Here is a 26520-nt window from a genome sequence, read left to right as displayed (position 1 = left end):
TCAGGCCCTCTTCAAACGCACGGTGAAGACGGTGCCTTCTGGGCCGGTCTTGACCTCGATGTCGCCGCCATAGTCAGCGACAATCTCCTTGGAGATGGCAAGGCCGAGACCGAGGCCTTCATCCTTGGAGGTGTTGAACGGGGTGAAAAGGTCTTCGAGGATATCGGGCCGAATGCCCGGACCATTGTCGGCGACAACAAGCGAAACTGTTTCGGAGGGGCCTAACTCGCACCGCACACGGATCTCAGCGTCTGCCCGATCACCGAGGGCTTCCAGGGCATTCTGCAACAGGTTGATCAGCACCTGTTCCAAGCGGATGCGATTGCCGAGCACGCTGAGGCCGTTATCAGGCAGGTCGATGACGATCGCGTCCATGCGGCCGGCAAAGCGGCTGCGCAGCAGCATTCGAGCGCCTTCGATCACCTCCCGCATCGCCGTCGGTTCGGCGACGAAACGGCCCTTGCGCGCAAAGCTGCGCAGTTCGTCGGTGATGGTGCCGACCCGCTCGGTCAGCGCAGCGATGCTTTCGAGATTTTCGACGGCGGTTTCTTTTTGGCCGCGGTCGAGGAAGGTGCGCGCATTGTCGGCATAGGCGCGGATGGTTGCGACCGGCTGATTGATCTCGTGGGCAACGCCCGCCGCCACCTGTCCGAGGATTGCCAGGCGGTTGGCCTGGACCAGTTCCTGCTGCACCGCCTGCAGCCTCTCGCCCGTGCGCCTGTGGTCGGAGATCTCGGTTTCGAGGTGATCTCGGGCGAGGCTTAGGTCCTGTGTGCGCTCGGCCACTCGGCGTTCCAACTCATCGCGCGCGGCGCGTTCGTTGGCCGCGACCTGCGTCAAAGCCTGGCGCCGGCGAAGAAGGAATGCGGCAAGCGCCAGCAGCGGCACGATAACGGCAAGGGCCAGCAGCCTTGCCTCGCGGCTCGCGGCGCCAAGGGCTGCGTCTAGCGGTGCCAATTGCTCCAGCCGCCAGCTGGTCGAGGGAACCATGGTCTCGACCCTGAGGTACTGCCGCTCGCTGCTGCCGGGCAGAAGCGCTGTCAGCACGCTCGATCCATTGCTCGTTGGCTCGATCCGGCGGAACGGCAGCGGCAGCAGGGAGGCATCGCCGAACTGCAGGCTGTCGCGGATGGCGGCGAGGCGATCCCCGGGAATGGTACGGGTCGTCATAAAGCGCCAGGACGGGAAGCTGGTGATCAGCACGATGCCGCGCCGGTCGGTGACATAGACCGGCTTGCCGGAGGCGAGCCAATCGGCCTCGACCCCGCCGAATTCGAGCTTGGCGACCACGACGCCAATCGGGCCGTCAGGCCCGTCGACACGTCTTGATATGTAGAGGCCTGGCCGCTTGCTGACGGTGCCCATGGCGAAATGCTCGGCTTTGCCATCGCGCATCGCCAGCCGGAAATATTCGCGGAAAGCGTAGTCATTGCCGACGAAGCTGGTTGGCTCGCGCCAGTTGCTGGCAGCCACCGCCACGCCGTCGAGGCCAATCGCGTAGATCACCGCCGCATCCGTATTGGCGGCCAGCGCCTCGAGCTTTTGATTGAGCCGCTGCAACGGCTGGTCGCCACCCTTCTCAAGCGCCGTCTTCACCTCTACGTCGTCTGCCAGTACCAGAGGCAGCGCGCGCTGCCGCTCCAGCACTGCCCTCAGCAGCGAGGCCTTGAGATTGGCATCGATGCGGCTCTGGATGTCGACGGTTTCAAGCGCCTTGTTTCGCCCATATTCGCCGGCGAAAAAAAGCCCCGCTGCCAGCAGCACTAACGCTAGCGCGGCAAAAATCAGCCAGGCGCGGCGCATGTGCCGGTCGAGATCCTCTGGATTGATAGGGCTGGGCGCGGGCATGGACATGGCGGAATTGTGCATTATTCCGCGCAAGTTTCCAGATGATCTGTGCGGATATCCGCTCAAATATTCGTGTGCGTGATCCAAGATTCTCGAAAAAATGGCGATATTTCAATGGCCTGATCAGCTGTGCTGCGATCTGGCACGCCCATTGCAAATGACATCCTCATGACAGCCCGAGCTGTCGCGCTTCGGAAATAGGGCCTGGGAGGCCCGGCATGACGCCGGACTGGGCCTAAGTGGAGGATATCATGATTATCGACCAATCCGCGGAACCGCGCGGCAAGACACCTTTCTATCGTCATCTCTATGTCCAGGTTCTGGCGGCCATCGCCGCAGGCATCCTGCTCGGCCATTTCTACCCGGAGGTCGGCACGCAGCTTAAGCCGCTAGGCGATGCCTTCATCCGCCTGGTGAAGATGATTATTGCCCCGGTCATCTTCCTGACCGTCGCCACCGGCATTGCCGGCATGACCGATCTCGCCAAGGTCGGGCGGGTCGCCGGCAAAGCGATGATCTACTTCCTGACCTTCTCGACGCTCGCGCTCATCATCGGCCTGATCGTGGCCAATGTGGTGCAGCCCGGCGCCGGCATGCACATCGACCCCGCGTCGCTCGACGTCAAGGCGGTCACCTCCTACGCCGAGAAGGCGCATGAGCAGTCGATCACCGGCTTCCTGATGAACATCATTCCGACCACGCTCGTCGGCGCATTTGCCGAGGGCGATATCCTGCAGGTGCTGTTCATCTCCGTTCTGTTCGGCCTGGCCCTCGCCATGGTCGGCAAGAAGGCGGAGCCTGTCGTCGACTTCCTGCACGCGCTGACGCTGCCGATCTTCAAGCTGGTCGCGATCCTGATGAAGGCGGCGCCGATCGGTGCGTTCGGCGCCATGGCCTTCACCATCGGCAAATATGGCGTCGGTTCGATCGCCAATCTCGCCATGCTGATCGGCACATTCTATTTGACCTCGCTGCTCTTCGTCTTCGTCGTGCTCGGCGCGGTTGCCCGCTACAACGGCTTCTCGATCGTCGCCCTCATCCGCTACATCAAGGAAGAACTGCTGCTCGTTCTCGGTACATCCTCTTCGGAAGCGGCGCTGCCGGGACTGATGAGCAAGATGGAAAAGGCCGGTTGCAAGCGCTCGGTTGTCGGGCTGGTCATTCCGACCGGCTATTCCTTCAACCTCGACGGCACCAACATCTACATGACGCTCGCCGCACTCTTTATTGCCCAGGCGACCGACATTCCGCTGTCGCTCGGCGACCAGGTGCTGCTGCTGCTCGTGGCGATGCTGAGCTCCAAGGGTGCAGCCGGCATTACCGGCGCCGGCTTCATCACGCTTGCCGCCACGCTTTCGGTCGTGCCGGCGGTGCCGGTTGCCGGCATGGCGCTGATCCTCGGCATCGACCGCTTCATGTCGGAGTGCCGGGCACTGACCAACTTTGTCGGCAACGCGGTTGCGACCATCGTGGTCGCCAAGTGGGAAGGCGAACTGGATGAGACCCAGCTTGCCGCAACCCTTGGCGGCCGGGCGCTGCCGGAAAGCCCGGTTCCGGGTCTTCAGCCAGCCGAATAAAGCTGCCTCCCAGGGCAAGACCGCATCTCGGTGCGGCAAGGCGTGGTCCACTTTCTGGTGGGCCACGCCTTTTTTCTTTTGCGGGATAGCCTCGTGGCGTTGCCGCCCTAGGTCATAGGCTGGCGGTTTGCTGCCGGGCCGCCAACGCTCCTGTGAAATTCTCGTTCTCCCCACTTTACTATACCGTCTGGACGGTATAGTAATTTGTCATCACTGATCGAGGCAAAGCGTTTTCTGGGGAGGAGACGAGAATGCATTGGACGAAGTGTGTGAAAGCGGCCGCCTTGGCCACCGCGGCGTTTGCCGCATTTCCAGCGGCTGCGGCCGAAGTATCGATTTTCTGCAGCTCGGCCGGCGCGGAGCTCGAGCTCTGCCAGTCGGCCTCCGAGGCCTGGGCCAAGGAAACCGGCAATACTGTCAAGATCAACAAGATGCCGGCCAATTGGGGCGAGGCGCTGCCGCTCTACCAGCAGCTGCTCGCCGGAAAGTCCGGCGACGTCGATGTCCTGACCCTCGACAATATCTGGGTCGGCACGCTCGCGTCGCACCTCGTCGATCTCCGGCAGAAGGTGCCTGCCGACGAAGTTTCCAGCCATTTTGAATCGTCTCTTGCCGACGCGACCATCAATGGCCAGCTGCTGGCAATGCCGTGGTTCGTCGACGCCGGCCTGATGTTCTATCGCAAGGACCTTCTGGAGAAGTACGGCAAGGCCGAGCCGAAGACCTGGCGGGAGCTCACCGAGACGGCGAAGCTCATCCAGGACAAGGAGCGGGCATCGGGCAGTCCCGACATGTGGGGCTATGTCTGGCAGGGGCGAGCCTATGAAGGGCTGACCTGCGACGCGCTCGAATGGGTGGCATCCTACGGCGGCGGAACCTTCATTTCGCCCGAGGGCGAGATCACAGCCAACAATCCGAAGGCGGCCGAAGCGCTCGATATTGCCCGATCCTGGATCGGCGGGATCAGCCCGGAAGGCGTGTTGAACTACGACGAAGAAGGCTCGCGCGGCGTGTTCGAAGCCGGGAACTCGGTCTTCCATCGCAATTGGAGCTATGTCTGGGGCACGACGCAGGCCGACGGATCGTCGCTGCGCGGTAAGGTCGGCGTCATGGCACTTCCGGTTGGGGCTGAAGGCGGCAAGTCGAGCGGATGTTACGGGGCGGGTCTTCTCGGTGTGTCGAAATACGCCGACGATGTAGACGCCGCCGTCAGCCTGGTGCGCTATCTCACCGGCGCCAAGGAACAGAAGCGCCGCGCGCTCCAGGCCTATAGCCCGACGCTGAAGGCGCTCTACGAAGACAAGGACGTTCTGGCGGCCAATCCTTCGCTGCGGTTTGCCGAGAAGGCATATGCCGAAAGCGCCTCGCGTCCGTCGCAGGTCACGGGCGCGTCCTACAACCGGGTGTCCCAGCGGATCTTCAATGGCGTGCACAATGTGCTGAGCGGCAAGGAAAGCGCGGACGATGCCCTGGCGAAGGTTGCGAGCGACCTGGAACGTCTAAAGGCGCGGGGCTGGTAAGCCCCCGCCTATTTCCCACCGATCGAGGACATCACCCGTGAACATTGCGATAGCACCGTGCTGCTGGGGCGTTTACTGGCCCGAAGGCAACGAAATCAACTGGACCGACTATCTCGACCGCATCAAGGCGGCCGGTTACCGGCACACCGAACTTGGACCCTACGGCTTCTTTGCCACGGATCCAGAGGTGCTTTCGTCCGAGCTTGGCAGCCGCGGCCTTTCGGTCGTCGCGGCGGCCCATGTCCACACACTCGCCGATCCCGCCTCCTGGCCGGTCCTTAAGGAAAAGACGCAAGCGATCTGTCGGCTGCTGTCTGCAATCGGCGCGACGCATTTCATCCTGATGGACGAGTCGGAGTTCTATCCGAAGGACAGGATGGGCGTGGTCGATGAAGCGGGCTGGCGCTCCGTCGTCGAGCAGACCACGGGCGCTGCATGCATCGCCCGCTCGCACGGGCTGGAGTTCAGCTTTCACCCGCATGTGGGCACCTGCGTCGAGCTCGAACCGCAGATCGAGCGCCTGCTTGCCGAGACGGAGCCAGGCCTTGTCGGGCTCTGCCTCGATACCGGTCACCACGCCTATTGGAAGGCCGATCCGACTGATTTCCTTGTCCGTCACCGGGATCGGATCAACGCCATCCACCTGAAAAACGTCGATGGCGCCTATCGTGAACGGGTTCTGGCCGAAGGCATCCACAGCGACCGCGCCTTCGAAGAGGGCATCATGACCGACCTCGATCGCGGCGTCGTCGACATTGCCGCTTTCGTCGATGCGCTGCGGCAGGCGGGCTACGATGGCCCGCTCGTGGTCGAGCAGGATCTTGCGCGCGGCCATCTCGACACGCCGGAAACCATCGCCGAACGGAATTTCCGCTTCGTTTCTGAGCTTTTGGCTGAGCGGGCAAAGGCATGAAGGTCGAAATCCACGATACGCCGCTATCGATCGGAGAGCATCTGGCGGAGCGGATCGTCGATGGCATCCGGGCGCGAGGTTCCGAAGGCCGTGCTTATGTGCTCGGCTGTCCGGGCGGGCGCAGCCCCATGCCGGTCTACGAGGCGATCGGCCGGCGGCTGAAGGTTGAGCCGATCGATTGCTCGCGGCTGGTCATCGTCATGATGGACGAATACTTGCAGGCCAGCGGCGGCGACCGTCTGACGCCACCGCCTTCATCGGTGCATTTCTCCTGCCGCGGGTTCGGCGAGCGTGAGATCGTCGGGCGGATCAACGCGGCGCTACCTGCCGAGTTTCGCATTCCTCGGGCAAACTTCTGGATGCCGGACCCAAGCAATCCCGACGACTATGATGCCCGCATCGCCGCTGTCGGCGGCATCGATCTTTTTCTGCTCGCTTCCGGCGCCGGCGACGGTCACATCGCGTTCAACCCGCCAGGCTCGGCGCGCGATAGCCGGACGCGGGTGGTCGCTCTAGCCGAGCAGACGCGGCGCGACAATCTCGCGACCTTCCCCGACTTTCGCGGCATCGACGAAGTACCGTCGCATGGCGTGACCATCGGTATCGGCTCGATTGCGGAGCTGTCGAAATCCGTAGCGATGATCGCCTGGGGCGAGGGCAAACGCCACGCCTGCGAACGCATGAGCGGCGCCACGGCCTATGACGCCACTTGGCCGGCGACGATTGCCGCCGAATGCCGGGCCGCCGAATTGCACATCGATGCCGCGGCGGCCGGTCGATTGGGAGCGCGCCCGTGAGCCAGCACGCGATCGGCATCGATGTCGGCGGGACGAAGACCAAGGCTTGCCTCGTGCGTCTGGCCGACGGTGCCGTTATCACTGAGCGCACGGCCGCGACGCCCTGCCAGCAAGGCGGCCGTGCAGTCCTCGAACTGGTCGGGGTGCTCGCCGAGGCCATGGAGGCCGAAAGCAGCGCACGCAAGCTCGATACCGCAGGCCTCGGCCTTTGCCTGCCGGAACTCGTGACCGGCGCCGGCGAACCGGCATCGGCCTGGAATTTCGATTGGCGCGATCTCGACTACCGCCAGCATCTCAGCCGCTTCGGTGTTGTTCATATCGACAGCGATGTACGGGCCGCGGCCTACGCCGAAGGCTGGATCGGAGCTGGCGTCGATGCGGATCCCTTCGTTTATGTGACGATTTCGACCGGCCTGTCGCATTCGCTGGTGATCGGCGGCACCCCCTATGCCGGCGCCCGCGGCTTTGCCATCCATTTTTCCGGTAGCGACCTCGTGGCGTTTGGCGGCGAAGATCAGGACCTTCAGGTACGCCACAATCTTGAGCTTTTCGCCAGCGGCAAGGCGCTCGGCGAGCGCTACGGCAAACTCATCGACCGTCCGGGGACGACCGCGCTGCAGCTCTTCGAAGCGGAAGCACACGATCCGAGGGCGGCCACGATGGTCGGTGACGCGCTTTTGTCGCTTGCCTCCTATCTCGGGCAGCTCGTCAACACACTCGACCCTGAAATCCTGATCCTTGGCGGCGGTATCGGCGGCGACCCTTCGGTCAACGAGCGCCTTGCTAGCCTGACGCGCCCATTCATCTGGGCCGATGGCGCCCGGGATCTTCCCATTATCAGAAGCGTCCTTGGCGACACGGCCTGCGCGGTCGGCGTGGCGGCGCTTGCAAACAAAGCTCGCAAACAGGCGGTGCGCATATGAGTGGAATTGACCTAACCGATGTCGTCAAGCGCTTCGGCGCGCTGACCGTGATCGACAAAGTCAACCTGAAGGTTGGCGAAGGAGAGTTCGTGGTGTTCGTCGGCCCGTCGGGCTGCGGCAAGTCGACCTTGCTGCGGATGATTGCCGGGCTCGAGGAGATTTCCGACGGCGAACTGCAGATCGGCGGCAGGCGCATGAACGAAACGCCGCCGGCCGAGCGCGGCATCGCCATGGTGTTCCAGTCCTACGCGCTCTATCCGCACATGAGCGTCGAGCGCAACCTCGGCTTCGCGCTGGAGACAGCGCGACTGGGCGCCGGCGAAATCAAGGAGCGGGTCAGCAAGGTCGCGCGCTTTCTCAAGATCGAACATCTGCTGCACCGTCGACCCGCCCAGCTCTCCGGCGGGCAGCAGCAGCGGGTCGCCATCGGCCGTGCGCTGGTGCGTTCGCAAAAGCTCTTTCTCTTCGACGAGCCGCTCTCCAACCTAGATGCCGATCTGCGCATGGAAATGCGCGTCGAAATCGCGCGTATTCACCGCGAGCTCAAGGCCACCACCGTCTATGTCACCCACGACCAGCTCGAGGCAATGACGCTTGCCGATCGCATCGTCGTCCTGAAGGACGGCCGGATTGCCCAGGTCGGCACGCCGATGGAACTTTATGAGCGGCCGGCGAGCAAATTCGTCGCCAGCTTCATCGGCGCACCGCGGATGAATTTTCTGCCGGGCACGTTGCATCGCGAGACAAGCGCGAGCCGGCTGGAGGTCATGGGGGGCACCCATACGCTCGGCCGTATCGACTATGACGGCGAGATCAGCATCGGCCTGCGGCCCGAGGATCTGATCCTTGGCGGCGGCGAGGTGCAGATCCCGGCGCAGGTGCTGCTCGTCGAGCCGCTCGGTGGCGAGGCATTGGTGCACGCGCGTGTCGGCGATGGCCAGATGCTGGTGATGAAGGTGCAGGGCAAGCCGGATCTCCGGCCGAATGCCGACATCACCATCGGCTGGATGCAGTCGAAGGCGCATCTGTTCGGGGTCGACGAAAGTGCGCTTCGCGCTGCGGAGGCTTGAGACGATGACGTCAGGGGCAGTAATAAGATCTCTCGGATTGCGGCAGGCCCGCGCCCGCACCGCCTGGTGGTTTCTGGCGCCGAGCCTGCTGGTGCTGATCGCCGTCGCCCTCTGGCCGCTCGGGCGCACCTTTGTCTTTTCCTTCACCGACGCGCTGCTGACGGAGCCGGACTTCTACAGTTACATCGGCTTCGACAACTATCGGGCGCTGTTCGAAGATCCGCTGTGGTGGCAATCCGTCCGCAATACGCTGTATTTCACCGTCATTTCGGTGTCGATCGAGACCGTTCTCGGGCTGACGATCGCGCTCCTTCTCAACTCCCACATCGCCGGGCGCGGCGCCATGCGGGCGATCATCCTGATCCCCTGGTCGATCCCGGTCGTGGTCAGCGCCCGCATGTGGCAGTGGATGCTGCATGACCAGTTCGGCATCGTGAACCACGTGCTGAAGATGGCCGGTTTCATCGACAGCGGCATCGCCTGGACTGCCAATGCCTCCCTGGTCATGCCGGTGATCATCGCCGTCGATGTCTGGATCACCACGCCCTTCATGGTGCTTTTGATCCTGGCGGGTTTGCAGATGCTACCGCGCGGCATCTACGAGGTCGCCGCGATCGACGGCGTGCCGGCATGGAAGCAGTTCACCTCGCTGACGCTGCCGCTGCTGGCGCCGAGCATTGCAGTTGCCGTGCTCTTTCGCCTACTCGATGCGTTGCGCATGTTCGACCTGAGCTTCGTGCTTTCCTCCAACAGCGACGACACCAAGACGGTGTCGATCTATGCCCGCGAGGTCCTCGTCAATTTCCAGGACATGGGGGTGGGCTCGGCTGCTAGTACCGCCGTCTTCCTGATGATCGCCGTCGTGACAGCGATCTACGTCACCGTCTTCCGTCTCAACCGCCGTCTGCTGGGAGTTTGACATGGTCAGAAGCAACGCCCGCAAACGCCTGCACAGGATCGCGATATACAGCCTCTTCGGCGTCGTCGCGCTCTACACGCTGTTTCCGTTTTATTGGATGATCGCCTCATCGCTGAAATCAGGTCAGGCGATCTTCGACGTGACGTTCTTCCCGGACCTGAAGTTCAACAATTATACGGCGATCCTGTCGGACGGCGTTTTCCTGCGCAGCCTCTTGAATTCGCTGGTCGTCGCTTTCTCGGTCGTCGCACTCTCGCTGGTGCTGGCGATTGCGGCCGCCTATGCGCTCGGCCGGATCGACTTTCGCGGTCGTTCGCCGATCATGCTGCTGGTGCTCGCGGTCTCGATGTTCCCGCAGATCGCGCTTCTGTCCGGCCTGTTCGAGATGATCCGCTGGCTCGGGCTCTACAACACGGTCGGTTCGCTGATCTTCTCCTACATGATCTTCACGCTGCCGTTCAACATCTGGGTGCTGACCACGTTCATGCGCGATTTGCCGAAACAGATCGAGGAGGCGGCGATCATGGACGGCTGCTCGCCCTTGCGGATCGTGCGCTGCATCTTCCTGCCGATGATGGGGCCGGCACTGATCTCGACGGGACTGCTGGCCTTCATCGCCTCGTGGAACGAGTTCATGTTCGCGCTGACCTTCATCCTGACGGACGAGAACCGCACCGTGCCGGTGGCGATCGCCCTGATCTCGGGCTCCAGCCGGTACGAATTCCCCTATGGCGCGATCATGGCGGCATCGACGATCGTCACCGTGCCATTGGTCATCCTCGCTCTCATCTTCCAGAAACATATCGTCTCCGGCCTGACGGCCGGTGCGGTCAAAGGTTGAATTGTTGCCTCGTTCGTGAGGCGGAAAGGTTGCTTTCATGCGTGTCGTTCGCGTTGGTTTGATCGGGCTTGGCGAAGTCAGCCAGCTCATGCATCTGCCGATCCTTTCGGATCACCGGAACTTGTTTGAAATTGCTGGCGTCTACGACGTCTCGCCGAGCCTGACGGCCTATTGTTCGGCGCGCTACCCCGGTGCAAAGCCGTTCGAGACGGCAGAGGCGCTCGTCTCTTCCCCCGACATCGATGCCGTTTTCATTTTGACGCCGGACCAGACGCACAGCTTCTATCTCGAACTGGCGCTCAAAGCCGGCAAGCATGTCTTCCTGGAAAAGCCGGCCTGCCTCACGCTCGGTGAGATCGACGCGGTCGCGCCGCTCGCCAAGGCCACCGACAAGCTGCTGTTCGTCGCCTATATGCGCCGCTATTCGCCGAGCTTCCTTCGCGCCAAGGCAATGATGCCGAAGCCGGAAGAGCTCCGTTACGTCCGCGTGCGCGATATCATCTGCGAGGGCCCGTTCTTCATCAAACAGACCCGTAACATCTTCTACCCAACCGATCTGGACGCCGCGTTCCTCGCCGAATCCCGCGCGCAGACGTCGGCGCTCCTGAAGCAGGTCGTCGGGGAGGATGCGCCCGCCGACCTCATGCGCGCCTATCAGGTCCTGACCGGGCTGTCGTCCCACAGCCTTTCGGCGATGCGCGAACTGATCGGGCTGCCGAAGCGGGTGATCGCGGCCCATCACAAGGCCAATGGGGAATCCATCGTCGCGCTTTTCGACTATGGCCATTTCACCGCGATCTACGAGGCGATGATCGACAACGTTGCCCGCTTCGACGCGCGCATCGAGGTGCTGTCCGACCGGCGGCAACTGCGTGTCAGCTACGACACGCCCTATATCCGCAACCTGCCGACCTCGCTGGAGGTGATCGATTCGACCGACACCGAGACGGAGACAAGGGTCTTCGGTCCTGATTATACCGACCCCTTCGCGCTCGAATTGCGCGCCTTCCACGATCATCTGGTCAAGGGCACGCAGCCGAAAACCACGCTCGACGATTCACGCAACGATCTGGCGCTGATGGCCGAGATCGTCGATCGCCTGCGCGAGAGTTCAGGGATATAGCGTGCGCAGATTTTTCAACACTGGATTGTACCGACATGGCAAAACGTGAAAGCGCACGGGACCGTATATTGACTGCCGCCGAGGCGATCGTCGTGGGCAAGGGCGTTTCCTCGCTCACCTTCGACGAGGTCGCGGAGCAGACGGGCCTGAGCAAGGGCGGCATCCTCTATCATTTCGCCAGCAAGGACGCCCTTGTGCGCGCCATGGTCGAACGGTTCGTCTACCGCTTCGAGACCGGTCTTGCCGGCATCGAGCATGAGGACGAGGATCCGCACGGCCGCTACACACGAGCCTATGTCGGCGCGACGCTTGGGGAAGCCGCAAGTACCGGCGAGCAATACGACCGCCTCGGCGCCAGCATTACTGCGGCGCTCTCCAACTTTCCCGATCTGCTTGAGATCGTGCGCCAGCAGAACATCCGTTGCCAGGCGGCGGTCGAAGAAGACGGTCTGGATCCGGTCGACGCCACGATCATCCGCCTTGCCGTCGAGGGCCTCTGGATGGCGGAGGTTTTCAACGTCATGCATCTCGACCCGGAAATGAAGCGCAAGGTCACCGCCCGCCTGATTGAGCGGACGCGTGCGCCCTCAAACTGAAAATAGCGCGCATCGACGCGCTCGCAGCCAAGGAGTTACCGATGGGCTACAAGCCTTCACCGCGTCCCGTATTCGACCGCGCCAGCCATATCCCCTATGCCGGCGTCACCCGGCACCTCTGGGGCGAGGAGAATGCCGGCCTCGTCGACGACTGGATCTATGCTTCTACCGACAGCATCCATCAGATCGTCTTCGGCATGCAGCCCGGTGGCTGCTTCAAGCATACCGACGCTTTCAGGACGATCTTCGGTGCCGATGAAGTGCTTTATGTGCTGAGCGGCACGCTCGGCCTTGCCAATCCTGAAACAGGCGAATTCTGCATTGCGCAAAAGGGCGAGGCGCTGTTCTTCCGCAAGGACACCTGGCATCACGGCTTCAACCTCGGCAATGACCAGGTCCGGGTGCTGGAGTTCTTTGCGCCACCGCCGGCAAAGGGCACGTCCGGTCCCTATGCCCGCACCAAGCCCTATCTCGAGCTTGCTCAGTCGCGTTACAGCCAGAGCGAGTTTTTCGGCCGCTGGCCGATGGAGGCGCAAGCCCACCGCGACGCGCGCACCATCCATCCGATGCGCGATGCCGATCTGCTGTGGAGCCTGGACCAGGCGACGCAAGGCGCCTTTACCGGCCTTTATTGCGCCACCGATCAGCTGACTGTCGGAAAGACGACGCTGCTGGCCGGCAAGCGCACCGGCGTCGAACGCCACAAGGGCGATGAATGCCTCTACGTCGTTTCGGGAACGCTCAACATTCACGTGCCTGACGCGGAAGGCCAGGCCTGGTTCGAGCTCAATCCGCGCGACGGCTTCTACATTCCGGCCGGAACCGATCACCAATATTACAACATGTCGGGCGAGCAGGTGGAGTTCGTCTTCGGCGTGGCACCGGATTTCTGAGTCGAACCCAAACAGCTTCGATCTGAGAGTTTGATGCCGCGTCTGCCTATCCCTTGCGGTGGGCCGGCGCCGCGTCCGTCGCGCCGGCATTAATGCGGGCAATGAATTCGCGCAGCATCGGCACACGCCGCGGGCGGAAGCTTTCGTCCGTCGGCGTTATCTCGGCGATGCGGTCGATGCGAAACTTGCGAAAGTCCTCGCGCAGGTAACACCAGCCGAGCAGCACCAGGACATTTTCGAGATAGACGATGCCGAGCGGCAGCACGCGCCTTTCGCTGTGCCGGCGCTCGGCGTCGACATAGTCGATGACGATTGCCCGCTCCTGCCAGCAGGCCTCGCGAAGCAGCCCGACGTCGATATCCGGCGCCTGCCTGTGCTCGAAACGGTGAACCTGCGAGACGGCATGGACCGTCTGCTGCTGCAATCGGTCGGGCAGGGTGGCGATAATCTTCGAAAGCACGGCCTCGGCCGCCTTCGCCAATTCCGGTTCGCCCATGTGGCGAACTTCGCCCAGCCCCAGCACCAGGGCTTCGATTTCAAGGCGGGTGAACGTCTGGGGCGGGAGGGCGATATCTTCGGTGAGGCGATAACCAAAACCGCGCTCGCCGTCGATGACGGCGCCGGCGGCGCGCAGGCTGTCGATGTCGCGGTAGAGCGAGCGTGGCGACACGCCGGTTTCCTCGGCGAGCCTGGCTGCCGTTACCGGCGGCGGCAGGCTGCGAAGCGCCTGGAGAAGACGAAACAAACGATCGCTGCGCGCCATGAGCCTACTGACGAAAATTGGCAGTTGGGTTGTTTTATAAAGAGCCCAGACAGAAACCGCAATCCGAGGACTTTCCATGTTGACGCTCTATCACGCCCCGCGCTCCCGCTCCTCGCGCATCATCACATTGCTTCGCGAACTGGATGCGCTTGACAAGGTGAACATCGAAATCGTCGGCATCACCCGCGGCGACGGCAGCGGGGCCAAGGACCCGAAAAATCCGCACCCGGAGGGCAAGGTGCCGCTGCTGGTGCATGATGGCGTCGTCATCTGGGAAAGCATCGCCATCATTCAGTACCTGACCGATCTTTTCCCCGCCAAGAAACTGGCGCCGCTTCCCGGCGATGCCAAGCGCGGCCGTTATCTGAGCTGGCTTGCCTGGTACGCGGGCGTGGTCGAGCCGGTGCTGATCGTCGAGGCGGCGGGGCTCTCGCATCCCTATCTGCAGTTCACGTTCCGCAGTTCCGTCGAGATGGCGCGTCAACTCGAGACGGCGCTCACGGCAAGCCCCTATCTGATGGGCGAGCAGTTCTCGGCTGCCGACTTGCTGCTCTATTCGCCGTTTGCATGGTTCCCGGAAGCAACGCCGAATGTGCCCGCCGTCAAAGCCTGGATCGAGCGCTGCGCCGCGCGGCCGGCCGTGCAATGGGCCGCAGATTTCGACGCGTCGTCGCTCGCGGCGGCATAGGCTCGAAATCGGTTCGAGAGATGAAACGATGAAGTGCCGCGCGCCAGACATGACGTGCGGTGCTTCATCGTTTGAAACTACGGTTCAGCTTTGCCCGCAACCTATTCCTATTCAAGGTCTTTTAGGGATGAGATCGGGCGCGGGGAGAAGGTCAGCATACCGGTCAGGCTTTGCCCGTGTTCGACGATTGTCAGACCGCCGAGACCGGCAAGGTGATGGCCGTTCGGCAGGTGCGTCATCGGTTCGAAGCAAAAGAAGTCTGCGTCTGCAGGCGAATAGAGCATGAAATGACCGAAGACCGGCTGAGCGTCGATTTCAAGGTAGAGGTCGTGTTCCGGCCACTCGATCACGGCCTTGCCGTCCCATCCCTCATAGGCGTTGTTCAGCCATCGGCGTGGCAAGAGATTGCCCCGCTCGAACTCAAGAGTGTGCGGTATCGGCCCGGGCCGGTCGGGCAGGTGACCTTCTCTTTCCGTCCAGAACCGTTCGGCCTTCGCGATCAGCCGTGTGCCGGCGGTTCTCGGGAAGAAGGGATGGTGGCCGAGGCCGATGGGCAGAGCGAAGCCCGACCTGTTGGTGACGGAAAGCGTGACGGTCAGGCGGTCATCTTCAACAGTGAAACGCTGAACGGCTTCATAGGCATAGGGATTGGGGGCAACTGCCTCGTGCACATAGCGCAGGAATGCTTCGGTTTCGCCGTGCGAGACGACCTGCCATGCCGCCAGCCAACCGTCGCCATGCAGGTAACAGGGGTCGATGGCGTTGGGAGCTAGGACGAAGCGATTGCCTGAGAAGGTGAAGCTGTTCCCCTCCAACCGGTTGCCGAAGGGAACGAGCGGAAAGCTCGCCTCCTGACCGTGGTGCTGCGAGGCAAGCCCGCCGGTTGGCGTGGATCGGAAGATCGGCACGCCGCAATAGGAACCGGACAGGATCGAGCCGCCGAAGCGGCTCAATTCGATCAAAAGCTCTCCATTGCTAAGCGGCAGGACGTCCGAGGACATGCGGCTGCTAAACGCGTCGGCCAACGGCGGACGAGCGCAGGTTGTCGAGCAGAACGGCCAGCAGCAGGATGAAGCCGCGCACGACATACTGGTAGAAGGCCTGGATGTTGAGCAGGTTCATGACGTTTTCCGCAATGCCCATGATCAGCACGCCGACGATGACGCCGGTCATCGCCGCCCGTCCGCCGGCAAGCGAGACGCCGCCGAGCACGCAGGCGGAGATAACCGAAAGTTCGAGGCCGGTCGCCGCATTCGGCTGGCCCGAGGTGATGCGCGACGCCAGCAACACGCCGGCGACGGCGCAGACGAGACCCTGCAGCGCGAAGATCCAGATGCGCATGCGCGCAACGTCGACGCCGGCTAGGCGCGACGCTTCGGGATTGCCGCCGATTGCCAGCGTGTTCTTGCCGAAGACGGTGCGGTTCAGCAAAAAGCCGAAGGCGACGAAGAACAGCGCCATGACCCAGATCGGCGTCGGGATGCCAAGGAAGCGCGAAAGGGCCAGCTGGTAGAAGCTCGGATCGTTGATGCCGACGGCGCGGCCGTCCGATGCGATGAGCGCCAGGCCACGCACGATCTGCATGGTGGCAAGCGTCGTGATCAGCGCGTTGATGCGGAAACGGGCGATGACGACGCCGTTGACCGTTCCGACGAGACCGCCGCACACCAGGGCCGCGACCAGGCCGAGCAGGATCGATCCGGTCGCATTTGAGGCCATGACCGCGACCATGCCGGAGAAGGCAACGGTCGAGCCGACCGAAAGGTCGAAGTCGCGCGAGGCAAGGCAGAACATCATGGTGCAGGCGACAATGCCAATGGTGACGACCGACTGCAGCAGGCCGAGCATGTTTCGCTCGGTCAGGAAGTTGGGGACCGTCAGCGACACGACGGCGAAGGCGAGTGCGAAAATGACGACGAGGCCCTGTTCGCCAAGAAGGAGTTTTTTCAAGGAGGTCATCGTCACCGTACCTGTGCGTGAGAAGGAGTGTTTAAGTTTTGAACGTCCGGCAGGGCGGCGGCGAGAATGCGCCGCTCGTCGAACTCGGCTCTGGGAATGTCGGCGGCGACGCGGCCCTCGCACATGACCATGATGCGGTCGGCGATGCCCATGACCTCAGGCAGTTCGCTGGAGATCACCACGATCGCCATGCCCTCGGCGGCGAGCTCGTAGAGAATTTCGTAGATTTCCGACTTTGCACCGACATCGATGCCGCGTGTCGGCTCGTCGATAACAAGCACCTTGACGCCCTCTTCGGACAGCCAGCGGCCGAGGATGACCTTTTGCTGATTGCCGCCCGACAGATTGATGATGTCCTGGCGGCGCGACGGTGTACGCACGCGAAGCTTGGCGATGAACTTGTCGGCAAGCGCGCCTTCTTTCGCAGGGTTGATAAGGCCGAAGGGCGAGAAATGGCGACGTGAGGAGATCGTCATGTTCTCTTCGATCGATCGTCCCTGGACGATGCCATCGAACTTGCGGTCTTCCGGGCAGAGCACGATGCCCGACCGGATGGAATGGGGTGGGCTGTCAGCCTGGATCGTGACGCCATCAACCGACACCGAACCGCCGTTGCGGGCATCGGCGCCATAGACGAGGCGGGCCATTTCGCTGCGGCCGGCGCCGATCAGGCCGAAGAAGCCGAGGATCTCGCCTCGCCTGACGGAGAAGCTCAAGGGTTGGCGAAGTTTCGCTCCCGAAATGCCCTCGACGCGCAGCCGCTCTTCACCGAGGCTGCGCTCGCGCCAGCCCCAGATATTGGCGATCTCGCGGCCGACCATTTCCGAGATGATCTGGTCGCGCGTCACCTTCGAGATTTCGGGATGATGGGCGGCGAGTTTCCCGTCGCGCAGCACCGTCAGGCTGTCGCAGAGGCGGAAGATCTCATCGAGGCGGTGGGAAACGTAGAGAATGACCGTGCCGTTGGCGCGCAGGCGATCGATGAGGGTAAAGAGGATCTCGCTTTCTCGCGAGGACAGCGACGAGGTCGGCTCATCAAGCGCGATGACGCGCGCGTCGAGCATCACCGCCTTGGCGATTTCGACCATCTGCCGCTCGCCGATCGAAAGCGAGGCGACCTTGATGGCCGGATCGACATCGATGCCGATCTCGGCAAGCTTCTTTGAAACGACCCCGGTCAGCTGCTGGCGATCGATGACGCCGGCCTTGCTCGGAAAGCGCCCGAGCCAGAGGTTTTCGGCGACCGTCAGTTCCGGGACGAGCTGCAATTCCTGGTGGATGACGATGACGCCTGCATGAAAGGCGTCGCGCACCGAGCGGTAGTGCTGCGGCTCSCCGTCGATCAGGATTTCGCCGGTGTCGGCGGACTGGTCGCCGGAGAGAACGCGGATGAGCGTCGACTTGCCGGCGCCGTTTTCGCCCATCAGGCCGTGAACCGCGCCCTTTTTCACCGAGAAAGAGACGTTCGACAGCGCTTGAACGCCAGGGTAGCCCTTGGAGATGGATCGGAATTCGAGGAAGTCTTGCATCTGCGACGCTCCGGGAATGGGGCGCCCGGCGGTGTCGAACCGCCGGGCTCAAAGTCATCGAAGACGACGATTATTCGATGCCGAGGTCCTTGCGAACAGCTTCATAGTTATCGCGCAGCGCGATCTGGCCGGCCGTCAGCGTCAGCTTTTCCGGCTCCTTGCCGTTGGCGACCCACTCGTACATGTTGAGTGCGGTCTCATAGCCGTGGCGCTTCGGCGAGATGATCACGGTGCCGTAGAAGCCGGTTGCTGCGGGCTTCTTGAACTCGTTGATGGCCGAGTCCGCGCCGCCGATGCCGACGCCGATCATGCTATCGGGTGCAATGCCGACGGTTTCGGTGGCGCGCACGGCGCCGAGAACCGCTTCGTCATTGAGGCCGACGGCGACCCACTTCTTGATGCCGGCATTCTTGTTGAGAACGACGGTTGAGGCGTTGAGTGCGGCTTCGGTATCGGTCTTGGCCTGCGGAGCGTCGAAGATGTTTGCTTCCGGGAAGCCGTTTGCCTTCAGCACTGACAGTGCGCCTTCGACACGGTCGACGGCCGTCGGCAACTGGTCGTAGGATACGCGGATCGCGCCGACGTCCTTCATGTCCCAGCCGCGCTTCTTGATCTCGTCGACGATCGACTGGCCGACGGCTTCGCCGATCTTGGTGGCCGAGATGCCCATATGCGGCACGTCTTCGATCGGGCTGCCGTCGGCGTTGACCAGGCGGTCGTCGACCGTGATCATTTTGAGATCGTTGGCGGCCGCCTTGGCGATGATGCCCGGGCCGAGTTTGACGTCAGGCGTGCAGATGATGAAACCCTGCGCGCCTTGTGCGCCGAGATTGTCGATCGCGGACTGAACCTTTTCGCCATCTTCCGCGCCGATCTTGACCAGCGTGAAGCCCTTTTCCTTGGCAGCGACGTCGGCGAACTTCCATTCGTCCTGGAACCACGGTTCCTCGGGCTGCTTGACGATGAAGCCGATCTTGACGTCGGCGGCGAAGGCCGAGGTTGCGGCGAATACGGCGACGGTGCCGGCCAAAATGGCGGCCTTGAAGAAGCGCATGATTTCTCTCCCTGGTGAACTGCCTCCTGCAGTTGCCATTTGTGTATGATGAATCATCATATCCGTCAATTGCCTTTGTATGATGAATGAGGTAGTGATGTATAATAATTGTCGAAACGCTCCTTGGATCCCTGTCGCGAGGGAAGGTGATCTGGGATAAAAGCGTCGGCAGATACGAAGGCATGGGTGGAGATGCAGATGGAAGGTCAGGAGCCGCAGGGCGCAGCGGAGATGCAGGTGCAGCGCCGGCCGCGCGTCCAGAAGAACGTGACGCGCACCATCGCTTCCGACATCTGCGCCGATATCTTTCCTGTCGGCTCCTATCTGCCGCGCGAAAACGATCTGTGCGAGCGTTATGGCGTCAGCCGGACCGTTATCCGGGAATCGCTGAAGATCCTCGAATCAAAGGGCATGGTGCGTGGCCGTTCGCGGGTCGGCACCGTCGTTTGCGGCAAGGACGAGTGGAACATTCTCGATGCCCAGGTGCTCGAATGGATCGGCGAACGCATCTTCGAATTCGACCTGTTGAATTGCATCCTGGAAGCGCGCCGGGCGATCGAGCCGGTTGCCGCAGAATTCGCCGCCGAGCGTGCGACGGTCCAGGAAATCGCCGATCTCGAGCGAGCCTGGCAGGCGATGCGTGACGGCGAGAGCGATATTGCCGGCTTCACCGACGCTGACGTGGCGTTCCACACCTGCCTGCTCAGGGCCAGCCATAATCAGGTCTTCCTGCAGCTTGTGGGCATCATCCAGGCGGCGCTCAAGTTTTCGCTGCATGCATCGAACGAAGCCGCCGAGCGGCGCGACGAAGCGATCGACGTCCATCGCGAACTGGTCGAAGCGCTGCGCATGCGCGACAAGTCAGCGGCGCGCGACTGCTCGATCCGCATGCTCGATCTTGCCGCGCGCGATCTGGCAACCGCAGTCAAGCAACACAGCCCTGCGAAACCCACCCTCTGAAATCCCGGTCGCGGTGAGCCCGGCAGGGCTCGGCCGTGACAAGCCATCCCCACCGAACTGGACCTCAACTCATGAAGATCACCAAGCTCACCACCTATATCGTTCCCCCGCGCTGGCTGTTTCTCAAGGTGGAGACCGACGAAGGTATCGTCGGCTGGGGGGAGCCTGTCGTCGAGGGACGGGCGCTGACGGTCGAGGCTGCGGTGCACGAGCTTGCCGACTATCTCGTCGGCAAGGACCCGTTCCTGATCGAGGATCATTGGAACGTAATGTATCGCGGCGGCTTCTACCGCGGTGGCGCCATTCACATGAGCGCGCTTGCCGGCATCGACCAGGCGCTTTGGGACATCAAGGGTAAGGCGCTGGGCCAGCCGGTGCACTCGCTGCTCGGCGGGCAGTGCCGCGACAAGATCAAGGTGTATTCCTGGATCGGCGGCGACCGCCCGAGCGATGTCGCCCGCAACGCCAAGGATGTGGTGGCGCGCGGTTTCAAGGCGATCAAGCTTAACGGTTGCGAGGAACTGCAGATCGTGGACACCAACGAGAAGATTGACAAGGCGGTGGAGACGATCGGCATCATCCGCGATGCGATCGGCCCGAATATCGGCATCGGCGTCGACTTTCACGGCCGGGTGCACCGGCCGATGGCCAAGGTGCTCGCCAAGGAACTCGAGCAGTTCAAGCTGATGTTCATCGAGGAGCCGGTGCTTTCGGAAAACCGCGAGGCGCTGAAGGAAATCGCCAACCATTGCTCTACGCCGATCGCGCTCGGTGAGCGGCTCTATTCGCGCTGGGACTTCAAGTCGGTGCTTGCGGACGGCTATGTCGACATCATCCAGCCCGATCTCTCCCATGCCGGCGGCATCACCGAATGCCGCAAGATCGCCGCCATGGCCGAGGCCTATGACGTGGCGCTGGCGCCGCATTGCCCGCTCGGGCCGATCGCGCTTGCCGCCTGCCTGCAGATCGATGCCGTCAGCTACAACGCCTTCATCCAGGAGCAGAGCCTCGGCATTCATTACAACGAGGCCAACGATATTCTCGACTATGTCTCGAACAAGGACGTCTTCCACTATGAGGACGGTTTTGTCTCGATCCCGCAGGGTCCGGGCCTCGGCGTCGAGGTCGACGAGGCCTATGTCATCGAGCGCGCCAAGGAGGGCCATCGCTGGCGCAATCCGATCTGGCGCCATGAGGACGGCAGCGTCGCCGAGTGGTGACGGTTGCGCGGGATCATCAGTCGAGGGAGGCAGAAAATATGAGCAAGCGGCTCGCTGGAAAACGCATTGTCATTACAGGGGCAGCCCAGGGCATTGGTCTTGCCATGGCCGAAGCGTTCCTGAAGGAAGGCGCCAGCCTCTTTCTGATCGATCGCGACGGGCCGCTGCTCGAAAAGGAGACGGCCCGGCTTGCGGCGGAAGGCGGCACGCTTGCCTCGACGACGGCAGATATCACCGATGCCGATGCGATTGCCGAGGCCATCCGTCAGGCCGAAAAGACGATCGGCAGGCCGAATGCGCTGGTCAACAATGCCGGCATCAATGTCTTTTCAGAGCCGCTGGCATTGAGCGATGCCGACTGGCAGCGCTGCTTTGATGTCAATCTCAAGGGCGCCTGGAACTGTAGCCGCGCCGTTCTGCCCGGTATGATCGAGGCGGGCGGTGGGGTCATTCTCAACATCGCCTCGACACATGCCTTCACGATCATACCGCATACGTTTCCCTATCCCGTGGCGAAACATGCGCTTCTCGGCATGACCAAGTCGCTCGGCATCGAATATGCCTCCAGAGGCATCCGGGTGAATGCCCTTGCGCCTGGATACGTGCTGACCCAGAAGGCGGTCGAATACTGGAACAGCTTCCCGGACCCGGTCGCCGCCGAGGCGGAAACGATGAAGCTGCACCCCGGCGGCCGCATCGCCACGGCGGATGAAATCGCTCGCGCCGCACTCTTCCTGGTGTCGGACGAGTGCACCTTCATCAACGCCACCTGCCTGACCGTCGACGGTGGACTGAGCGTTTTGCATCATCCTTAAGCCAAGTCACGCCGCCATGCCCCGATAGCTGTCCGCCGTGCATCGCCGCGGTGGTGCGGCGCCTGCCGTTCGTGCGGCCAGGGGGCGGCACGCTTTGCCCCCGTGACCGGTTTCGCCCGCGATCTCGAGACGTCATTTCATCTTCTGCGATGTGCCCGCCCACTCCCGCATAGGCTGGTGGGCACGGGCAATTGTGCGTGGTAGATGCTTGACCGCGAATAACTCCGATTATATGAGAAATAAAAATGCCCGTCGGCCAACACATGGCAGGGTACGTAGGGAGAGCTGAACGTGTCGAGAAAACTGAGATCGCAGCATTGGTTCGGGGGGCTCGATAAGGATGCCTTCATTCATCGCAGCTGGATGAAGAACAACGGCCTGCCGGATGACGCCTTTGACGGTCGCCCGGTGATCGGCATCTGCAATACCTTTTCCGAACTCACGCCGTGCAACGCTCATTTTCGCGGCCTGATCGAACATATCAAGGCGGGCGTGCTGGAGGCGGGCGGCCTGCCGCTGGAGTTTCCGGTCTTTTCCTGCGGCGAGTCCAACCTGCGTCCGACCGCCATGCTCTTTCGCAACCTTGCGTCCATGGATGTGGAGGAGGCAATCCGCGGCAACCCGATCGACGGTGTCGTGCTGATGGCCGGCTGCGACAAGACCACGCCATCCCTCGTCATGGGAGCGGCATCCTGCGATCTGCCGGCGATCGTCGTCTCAGGCGGACCTATGCTGAACGGGCGGCTCAAGGGCAGGACCATCGGCTCGGGCACCGATGTCTGGAAATTCTCCGAGGATGTGCGCGCCGGTGTCATGACGCCGGCCGAATTCATGGCGGCGGAAAGCGCCATGTCGCGTTCGCCTGGCCATTGCATGACAATGGGCACGGCTTCGACCATGGCGTCGATGGCAGAAGCATTGGGCTTGGCTCTGCCCGGCAACGCCGCCTATCCTGCCGTCGATGCACACCGCGCGCGCCTGGCGCGGCTTTCCGGCAGGCGGATCGTCGCGATGGTGGCCGAGGACTTGCGCCCGTCGCATATCCTGACGCGTGCCGCTTTCGCCAATGCCATCCGTGTCAACGGCGCTATCGGCGGCTCGACCAATGCCGTCGTTCATCTGCTAGCGATTGCCGGACGGGTGGGAACCGAACTGACGCTCGAAGATTGGGACCGATTTGGCCGGGATGTCCCGACGATCCTCAACCTCATGCCTTCAGGCACGTTCCTGATGGAGGATTTCTGTTACGCCGGCGGTCTTCCCGCCGTCATGAAGGAAATCGCCGATCTGCTCGATCTCGACAACCCGACGGTTACCGGCCAAAGCGTCGGCGCAAACATTGCGGATGCGGAGAATTACAATCCCGATGTCATCCTGCCGCGCGACGTGGCGTTGACGCAGCAGGGCGGGATTGCCGTCTTGAAGGGCAATCTGGGGCCGCAGGGGGCGATCCTAAAGCCCTCCGCCGCGACCCCGGCCCTGATGCAGCATCGCGGCCGCGCGGTCGTCTTCGAAACGATCGATCACTACAAGCAGCGTATCGACGATCCCGACCTCGCTATCGACGAGACATCGATCATGGTTCTGAAGAATTGCGGCCCCAAGGGCTATCCCGGGATGGCCGAGGTGGGCAACATGGCGCTGCCGCAAAAGCTGCTGAAGAAGGGCGTGCGCGACATGGTGCGCATCTCCGACGCTCGCATGTCGGGCACCGCCTTCGGCACTGTCGTTCTGCACGTCGCGCCGGAGGCTGCGGTCGGTGGTGCCTTGGCGCTGGTCAAGGACGGCGACTGGATTGAACTCGACGTGGCCGGGCGCCGGCTGCACCTCGATGTCGACGAGGCGGAGCTAGCGCGCCGGCGGGAGGAATGGACACCACCGGAAATCGCCATGCCCGGTGGCTATCAGGGCCTTTATGTCGAGCGCGTGATGCAGGCCGATCGCGGCGCCGATCTTGATTTCCTTGTCGGTTGTCGCGGGCACGCCGTGCCGCGCGAGAGCCATTGAGGAGGAGCGACGATGTCTCGGTTCGATCCTGCCGACCTGCATGGCATCCACGCCATCCTCTACGCGCTGTTTGATGACGACGAAAAGCTCGATCGCGAGGCGATGCGTCGGCAGACGGAAGTCTGTCTCGTTGCCGGCGTGCACGGCATGGCAGCGCTTGGCCTTGCGACCGAAGCCTCGAAGTTGAGCGAGGCCGAACGCATGGCCGTGATGGAATGGCTGGTCGAGGACACGGCCGGCGGCGTGCCCGTGGCGCTGACCATCTTCGGCCCATCGGTCGAAGAGCAGGTGCGCCAGGCGCGCCATGCCGTTGGCGCCGGTGCTGACTGGTTGATCCTGCAGCCGCCGATCGTCGGCCAGTTCTCGGCCCAGGAATATATCCGTTTCTTTGGTCGCGTCGCCGATGCGATCGACGTGCCCGTCGCAATCCAGAATGCGCCAGCCTTCATGGGCAGAGGGCTGACGGCGACCGACATCGCCGAGCTGGTCCGCCAGCATCCAAACATTACCCTCATCAAGGGCGAGGGGCCGGTGGTCGATATCGCCACACTGATCGAGGTCACAGAGGGCCGCCTGCCCGTTTTCAACGGTCGCGCCGGTCTTGAACTCATCGATAACCTGCGTGCCGGATGCCGCGGCTTCATCCTTGCGCCCGATTGCATCGACCATGCGGTGAGGGCCTATGAATTCTATCGTGACGGCTGGGACGAGGAGGCGGAAGCCGCCTATCGCGATATCTTGCCGGCGGTGGTGTTCACCATGCAGGGGATCGAGAACCTGATGTGCTACGGCAAGCGTCTCTTCGGCGAACGTGCCGGCCTGCCCGTCTTCGATCGTGCGCCTGCGCTGCGCCCGACCGAGACAGGATTGGCAATGGTTCGGCGTTTTGCGGGGGAGCTTGGTCGTCTCGGCGAAGTGTAACCGCCTTCGCCCAGGCTCAACCTGGCTTGGCCGTGTTGGGGCGTGGCAACGGCTATGGTAGCAAGGGGTCGAATCGCGCCAGAATGCGCGCCGGGATTTCGGAAACGGACGGCTGATGACGACATTTACGATCGGTGACCGCGGGCTGCCCGCGCAGATCGCGGCGGAGATCGGCCGGCGCATCGCGCTTGGCGAACTTAAACCCGGCGACATCCTGCCCAAGGAATCCGAGATGCTGGGCAATCTGCGCGTTAGCCGGACGACTTTGCGCGAAGCGCTGAAGATCCTCTCGACCAAGGGGTTCATCGAGGCCAAGCCGCGCCTGGGCACCCGTGTCCGCGCACCGGAGCATTGGAACACGCTCGATCCGGTGGTGCTCTCCTGGCATGAGGGGGCGGAGGATCAGCAGCAACTGGCTGAAGAACTGTTTGAAATCCGCCTGGCGATAGAGCCGATGGCAGCGGGCCTTGCTGCCCGCCGAGGATCGGCGGACGAACTCGTGCGCATCCGCGCGGCCTATTCCCGGATGACCGAAGACCACGCGACGGTTTCCGCCGCCATCGAAGCCGACATCGAATTCCATCTGGAAATCATCCAGGCGGCGCGCAATCGCTTTCTCTTGCCTGTCTCGTCGGTGATCCGCACCGCACTGACGATCAGCATTCCCCGGACACTCAGGACGTTTGGCGGATTGCAGCACTCGTTGAAGATGCACGAAGCGATCGTCGACGCCATTGAAGCGCGCGATCCGATGGCGGCGTCCACCGCGGCGGAATCACTGTTGAGCGCTACATACCAGCGCAATTTTCAGGCCGGAAAACGATAGGCGCGCGCTGAAAAGGCGTCACTTGCGGCGCAGGTTGATCTCGCTGGTGACGACCTTGTCGCCGGATGCGGGGTCGACGTCGACGGTGGTCAGCCGCATGCCGTTGGCGCCGACCTTCTGTAGCGTCAGGTTGGCGCTGCGGTCGCCGTTGACTTCCTTTGCCCAGCGAATGGTGAGATTGATGGCGTCGCCGCGACGGCTGCCGCTCAGGCCCGCCCGTCCGCCGCGCGGACCCAGGTAGGATCCGCTGTATTTCGTGCCACTGAACTTCAGTTGGGCATCAATCGATTTTGAAATCAGGATCAATCCGCGACAGACGCCTTCCATTGAGAGTGCCAACCCTTGGGATTGGGAATCGAAGTTGCAGGAAACATTGACGGGCGACATATAGGTGCGGATTCTGACCGTCCCTCCGCCCGTCCAACTGCCCTGCAGCGACTTCAGGAATGCACCTTCATCCGCTTGCGCAACACCGGCCAGGGACGTGGTCGCGGCGGCAAGTACAAGCCATCGCAGCATGTCGCAACCCTCCGTTCAGAAACCACCATGGTACACCAGCAAATGCCAAGGTCACCAGCGGCAACGTGTGGGGCGGCCGGATGTTCCGCACGCGACGCTCGGTCAGGCGTGGCCGGCTGCACTGTGCCAATACCTATGCCGGAGCGTTGCCTGTGCAAGAGTGGGTGGAGGCTTTAGGCCGATATTGTGTTTATAGCGGCGGAATTTGTTCTACATCGATTGATCTATACTCCGAAAAG

General features: G+C 62.5%; 25 protein-coding genes. 18 read left to right on the top strand and 7 right to left on the bottom strand.

Annotated features, from left to right (window positions below; translation table 11 throughout):
• Positions 1-1869: a sensor histidine kinase gene (locus ASD03_RS36680; protein WP_057219130.1), complete on the bottom strand. Its 1869-nt coding sequence runs from the start codon at positions 1867-1869 to the stop codon at positions 1-3.
• Positions 1870-2099: 230 nt separating this feature from the next.
• Between ASD03_RS36680 and ASD03_RS36675 the strand changes: the two genes are divergently transcribed.
• The 11 genes from ASD03_RS36675 (at position 2100) to ASD03_RS36625 (ending at position 13020) form a co-directional block, all read left to right on the top strand.
• Positions 2100-3425: a dicarboxylate/amino acid:cation symporter gene (locus ASD03_RS36675; protein WP_057209827.1), complete on the top strand. Its 1326-nt coding sequence runs from the start codon at positions 2100-2102 to the stop codon at positions 3423-3425.
• 251 nt (positions 3426-3676) lie between these two features.
• Positions 3677-4945, top strand: coding sequence for an ABC transporter substrate-binding protein (locus tag ASD03_RS36670; RefSeq protein ID WP_057219128.1), 1269 nt, complete (start codon positions 3677-3679; stop codon positions 4943-4945).
• Positions 4946-4982: 37 nt separating this feature from the next.
• Positions 4983-5858 (top strand): sugar phosphate isomerase/epimerase, encoded by an 876-nt coding sequence (locus tag ASD03_RS36665; RefSeq protein ID WP_057219126.1) that lies wholly within the window; start codon positions 4983-4985, stop codon positions 5856-5858.
• Positions 5855-6655, top strand: coding sequence for a hypothetical protein (locus ASD03_RS36660; RefSeq protein WP_057219124.1), 801 nt, complete (start codon positions 5855-5857; stop codon positions 6653-6655). The genes ASD03_RS36665 and ASD03_RS36660 overlap by 4 nt, the downstream gene beginning before the upstream one ends.
• Positions 6652-7578, top strand: a complete 927-nt coding sequence (locus tag ASD03_RS36655) for an ROK family protein (RefSeq protein WP_025429251.1) — start codon at positions 6652-6654, stop codon at positions 7576-7578. The genes ASD03_RS36660 and ASD03_RS36655 overlap by 4 nt, the downstream gene beginning before the upstream one ends.
• The gene (gene ugpC, locus ASD03_RS36650) at positions 7575-8648 is read left to right on the top strand and encodes a sn-glycerol-3-phosphate ABC transporter ATP-binding protein UgpC (protein WP_025429250.1); all 1074 of its coding nucleotides are present in this window, start codon (positions 7575-7577) and stop codon (positions 8646-8648) included. Before ASD03_RS36655 ends, ugpC begins: the two co-directional genes overlap by 4 nt.
• A 4-nt stretch (positions 8649-8652) precedes the next feature.
• Entirely contained in the window at positions 8653-9567 is a 915-nt protein-coding gene (locus tag ASD03_RS36645) for a sugar ABC transporter permease (RefSeq protein WP_057219122.1), read from the top strand.
• Position 9568: 1 nt separating this feature from the next.
• Complete coding sequence (locus tag ASD03_RS36640) at positions 9569-10408, top strand: carbohydrate ABC transporter permease (RefSeq protein ID WP_057209818.1); 840 nt, start codon at positions 9569-9571, stop codon at positions 10406-10408.
• 37 nt (positions 10409-10445) lie between these two features.
• The gene (locus ASD03_RS36635) at positions 10446-11531 is read left to right on the top strand and encodes a Gfo/Idh/MocA family oxidoreductase (protein WP_057219120.1); all 1086 of its coding nucleotides are present in this window, start codon (positions 10446-10448) and stop codon (positions 11529-11531) included.
• 35 nt (positions 11532-11566) lie between these two features.
• Positions 11567-12127: a TetR/AcrR family transcriptional regulator gene (locus tag ASD03_RS36630; protein ID WP_063963348.1), complete on the top strand. Its 561-nt coding sequence runs from the start codon at positions 11567-11569 to the stop codon at positions 12125-12127.
• Positions 12128-12168: 41 nt separating this feature from the next.
• Positions 12169-13020: a cupin domain-containing protein gene (locus ASD03_RS36625; protein ID WP_057209813.1), complete on the top strand. Its 852-nt coding sequence runs from the start codon at positions 12169-12171 to the stop codon at positions 13018-13020.
• A gap of 46 nt (positions 13021-13066) precedes the next feature.
• Here the strand turns inward: ASD03_RS36625 and ASD03_RS36620 are convergent, their stop codons facing one another.
• On the bottom strand, positions 13067-13783 hold the full coding sequence (locus tag ASD03_RS36620) for a YafY family protein (protein WP_057219118.1): 717 nt from the start codon (positions 13781-13783) through the stop codon (positions 13067-13069).
• A 76-nt stretch (positions 13784-13859) separates the two neighbouring features.
• Between ASD03_RS36620 and ASD03_RS36615 the strand changes: the two genes are divergently transcribed.
• Complete coding sequence (locus ASD03_RS36615) at positions 13860-14471, top strand: glutathione S-transferase family protein (protein ID WP_057209809.1); 612 nt, start codon at positions 13860-13862, stop codon at positions 14469-14471.
• A gap of 107 nt (positions 14472-14578) precedes the next feature.
• Here the strand turns inward: ASD03_RS36615 and ASD03_RS36610 are convergent, their stop codons facing one another.
• The 4 genes from ASD03_RS36610 to ASD03_RS36595 form a co-directional block, all read right to left on the bottom strand.
• A complete protein-coding gene (locus tag ASD03_RS36610; RefSeq protein ID WP_063978377.1) occupies positions 14579-15472 on the bottom strand; it encodes an aldose 1-epimerase in 894 nt (297 codons plus the stop codon).
• Between the two features lie 7 nt (positions 15473-15479).
• Positions 15480-16430, bottom strand: coding sequence for an L-arabinose ABC transporter permease AraH (araH, locus tag ASD03_RS36605; RefSeq protein WP_025429241.1), 951 nt, complete (start codon positions 16428-16430; stop codon positions 15480-15482).
• A gap of 2 nt (positions 16431-16432) precedes the next feature.
• Positions 16433-17959: an L-arabinose ABC transporter ATP-binding protein AraG gene (gene araG / locus ASD03_RS36600; protein ID WP_057219114.1), complete on the bottom strand. Its 1527-nt coding sequence runs from the start codon at positions 17957-17959 to the stop codon at positions 16433-16435.
• A 70-nt stretch (positions 17960-18029) separates the two neighbouring features.
• Positions 18030-19013 (bottom strand): arabinose ABC transporter substrate-binding protein, encoded by a 984-nt coding sequence (locus tag ASD03_RS36595; protein ID WP_025429239.1) that lies wholly within the window; start codon positions 19011-19013, stop codon positions 18030-18032.
• A gap of 198 nt (positions 19014-19211) precedes the next feature.
• Between ASD03_RS36595 and ASD03_RS36590 the strand changes: the two genes are divergently transcribed.
• The 6 genes from ASD03_RS36590 (at position 19212) to ASD03_RS36565 (ending at position 25762) form a co-directional block, all read left to right on the top strand.
• Positions 19212-19973 carry a FadR/GntR family transcriptional regulator gene (locus ASD03_RS36590; RefSeq protein WP_025429238.1) on the top strand — a complete coding sequence of 254 codons (762 nt, stop codon included), beginning with the start codon at positions 19212-19214 and terminating at the stop codon, positions 19971-19973.
• A 71-nt stretch (positions 19974-20044) separates the two neighbouring features.
• Complete coding sequence (gene dgoD, locus ASD03_RS36585) at positions 20045-21193, top strand: galactonate dehydratase (RefSeq protein WP_025429237.1); 1149 nt, start codon at positions 20045-20047, stop codon at positions 21191-21193.
• 38 nt (positions 21194-21231) lie between these two features.
• Positions 21232-22008, top strand: a complete 777-nt coding sequence (locus ASD03_RS36580; protein ID WP_057219112.1) for an SDR family oxidoreductase — start codon at positions 21232-21234, stop codon at positions 22006-22008.
• Positions 22009-22299: 291 nt separating this feature from the next.
• Positions 22300-24015 (top strand): IlvD/Edd family dehydratase, encoded by a 1716-nt coding sequence (locus ASD03_RS36575; RefSeq protein ID WP_057219110.1) that lies wholly within the window; start codon positions 22300-22302, stop codon positions 24013-24015.
• Positions 24016-24027: 12 nt separating this feature from the next.
• Positions 24028-24936 carry a dihydrodipicolinate synthase family protein gene (locus ASD03_RS36570; RefSeq protein WP_057219108.1) on the top strand — a complete coding sequence of 303 codons (909 nt, stop codon included), beginning with the start codon at positions 24028-24030 and terminating at the stop codon, positions 24934-24936.
• A gap of 115 nt (positions 24937-25051) precedes the next feature.
• Entirely contained in the window at positions 25052-25762 is a 711-nt protein-coding gene (locus ASD03_RS36565) for a FadR/GntR family transcriptional regulator (protein WP_057209797.1), read from the top strand.
• An 18-nt stretch (positions 25763-25780) separates the two neighbouring features.
• Here the strand turns inward: ASD03_RS36565 and ASD03_RS36560 are convergent, their stop codons facing one another.
• Entirely contained in the window at positions 25781-26281 is a 501-nt protein-coding gene (locus ASD03_RS36560) for a hypothetical protein (RefSeq protein WP_025429232.1), read from the bottom strand.
• Positions 26282-26520 lie beyond the last annotated feature (239 nt).

Origin of the sequence: Ensifer sp. Root127 (genome assembly GCF_001425225.1) — a bacterium.
Classification (GTDB): Bacteria; Pseudomonadota; Alphaproteobacteria; order Rhizobiales; family Rhizobiaceae; genus Ensifer; species Ensifer canadensis.
This window is presented reverse-complemented; position numbering and strand designations above follow the sequence as displayed.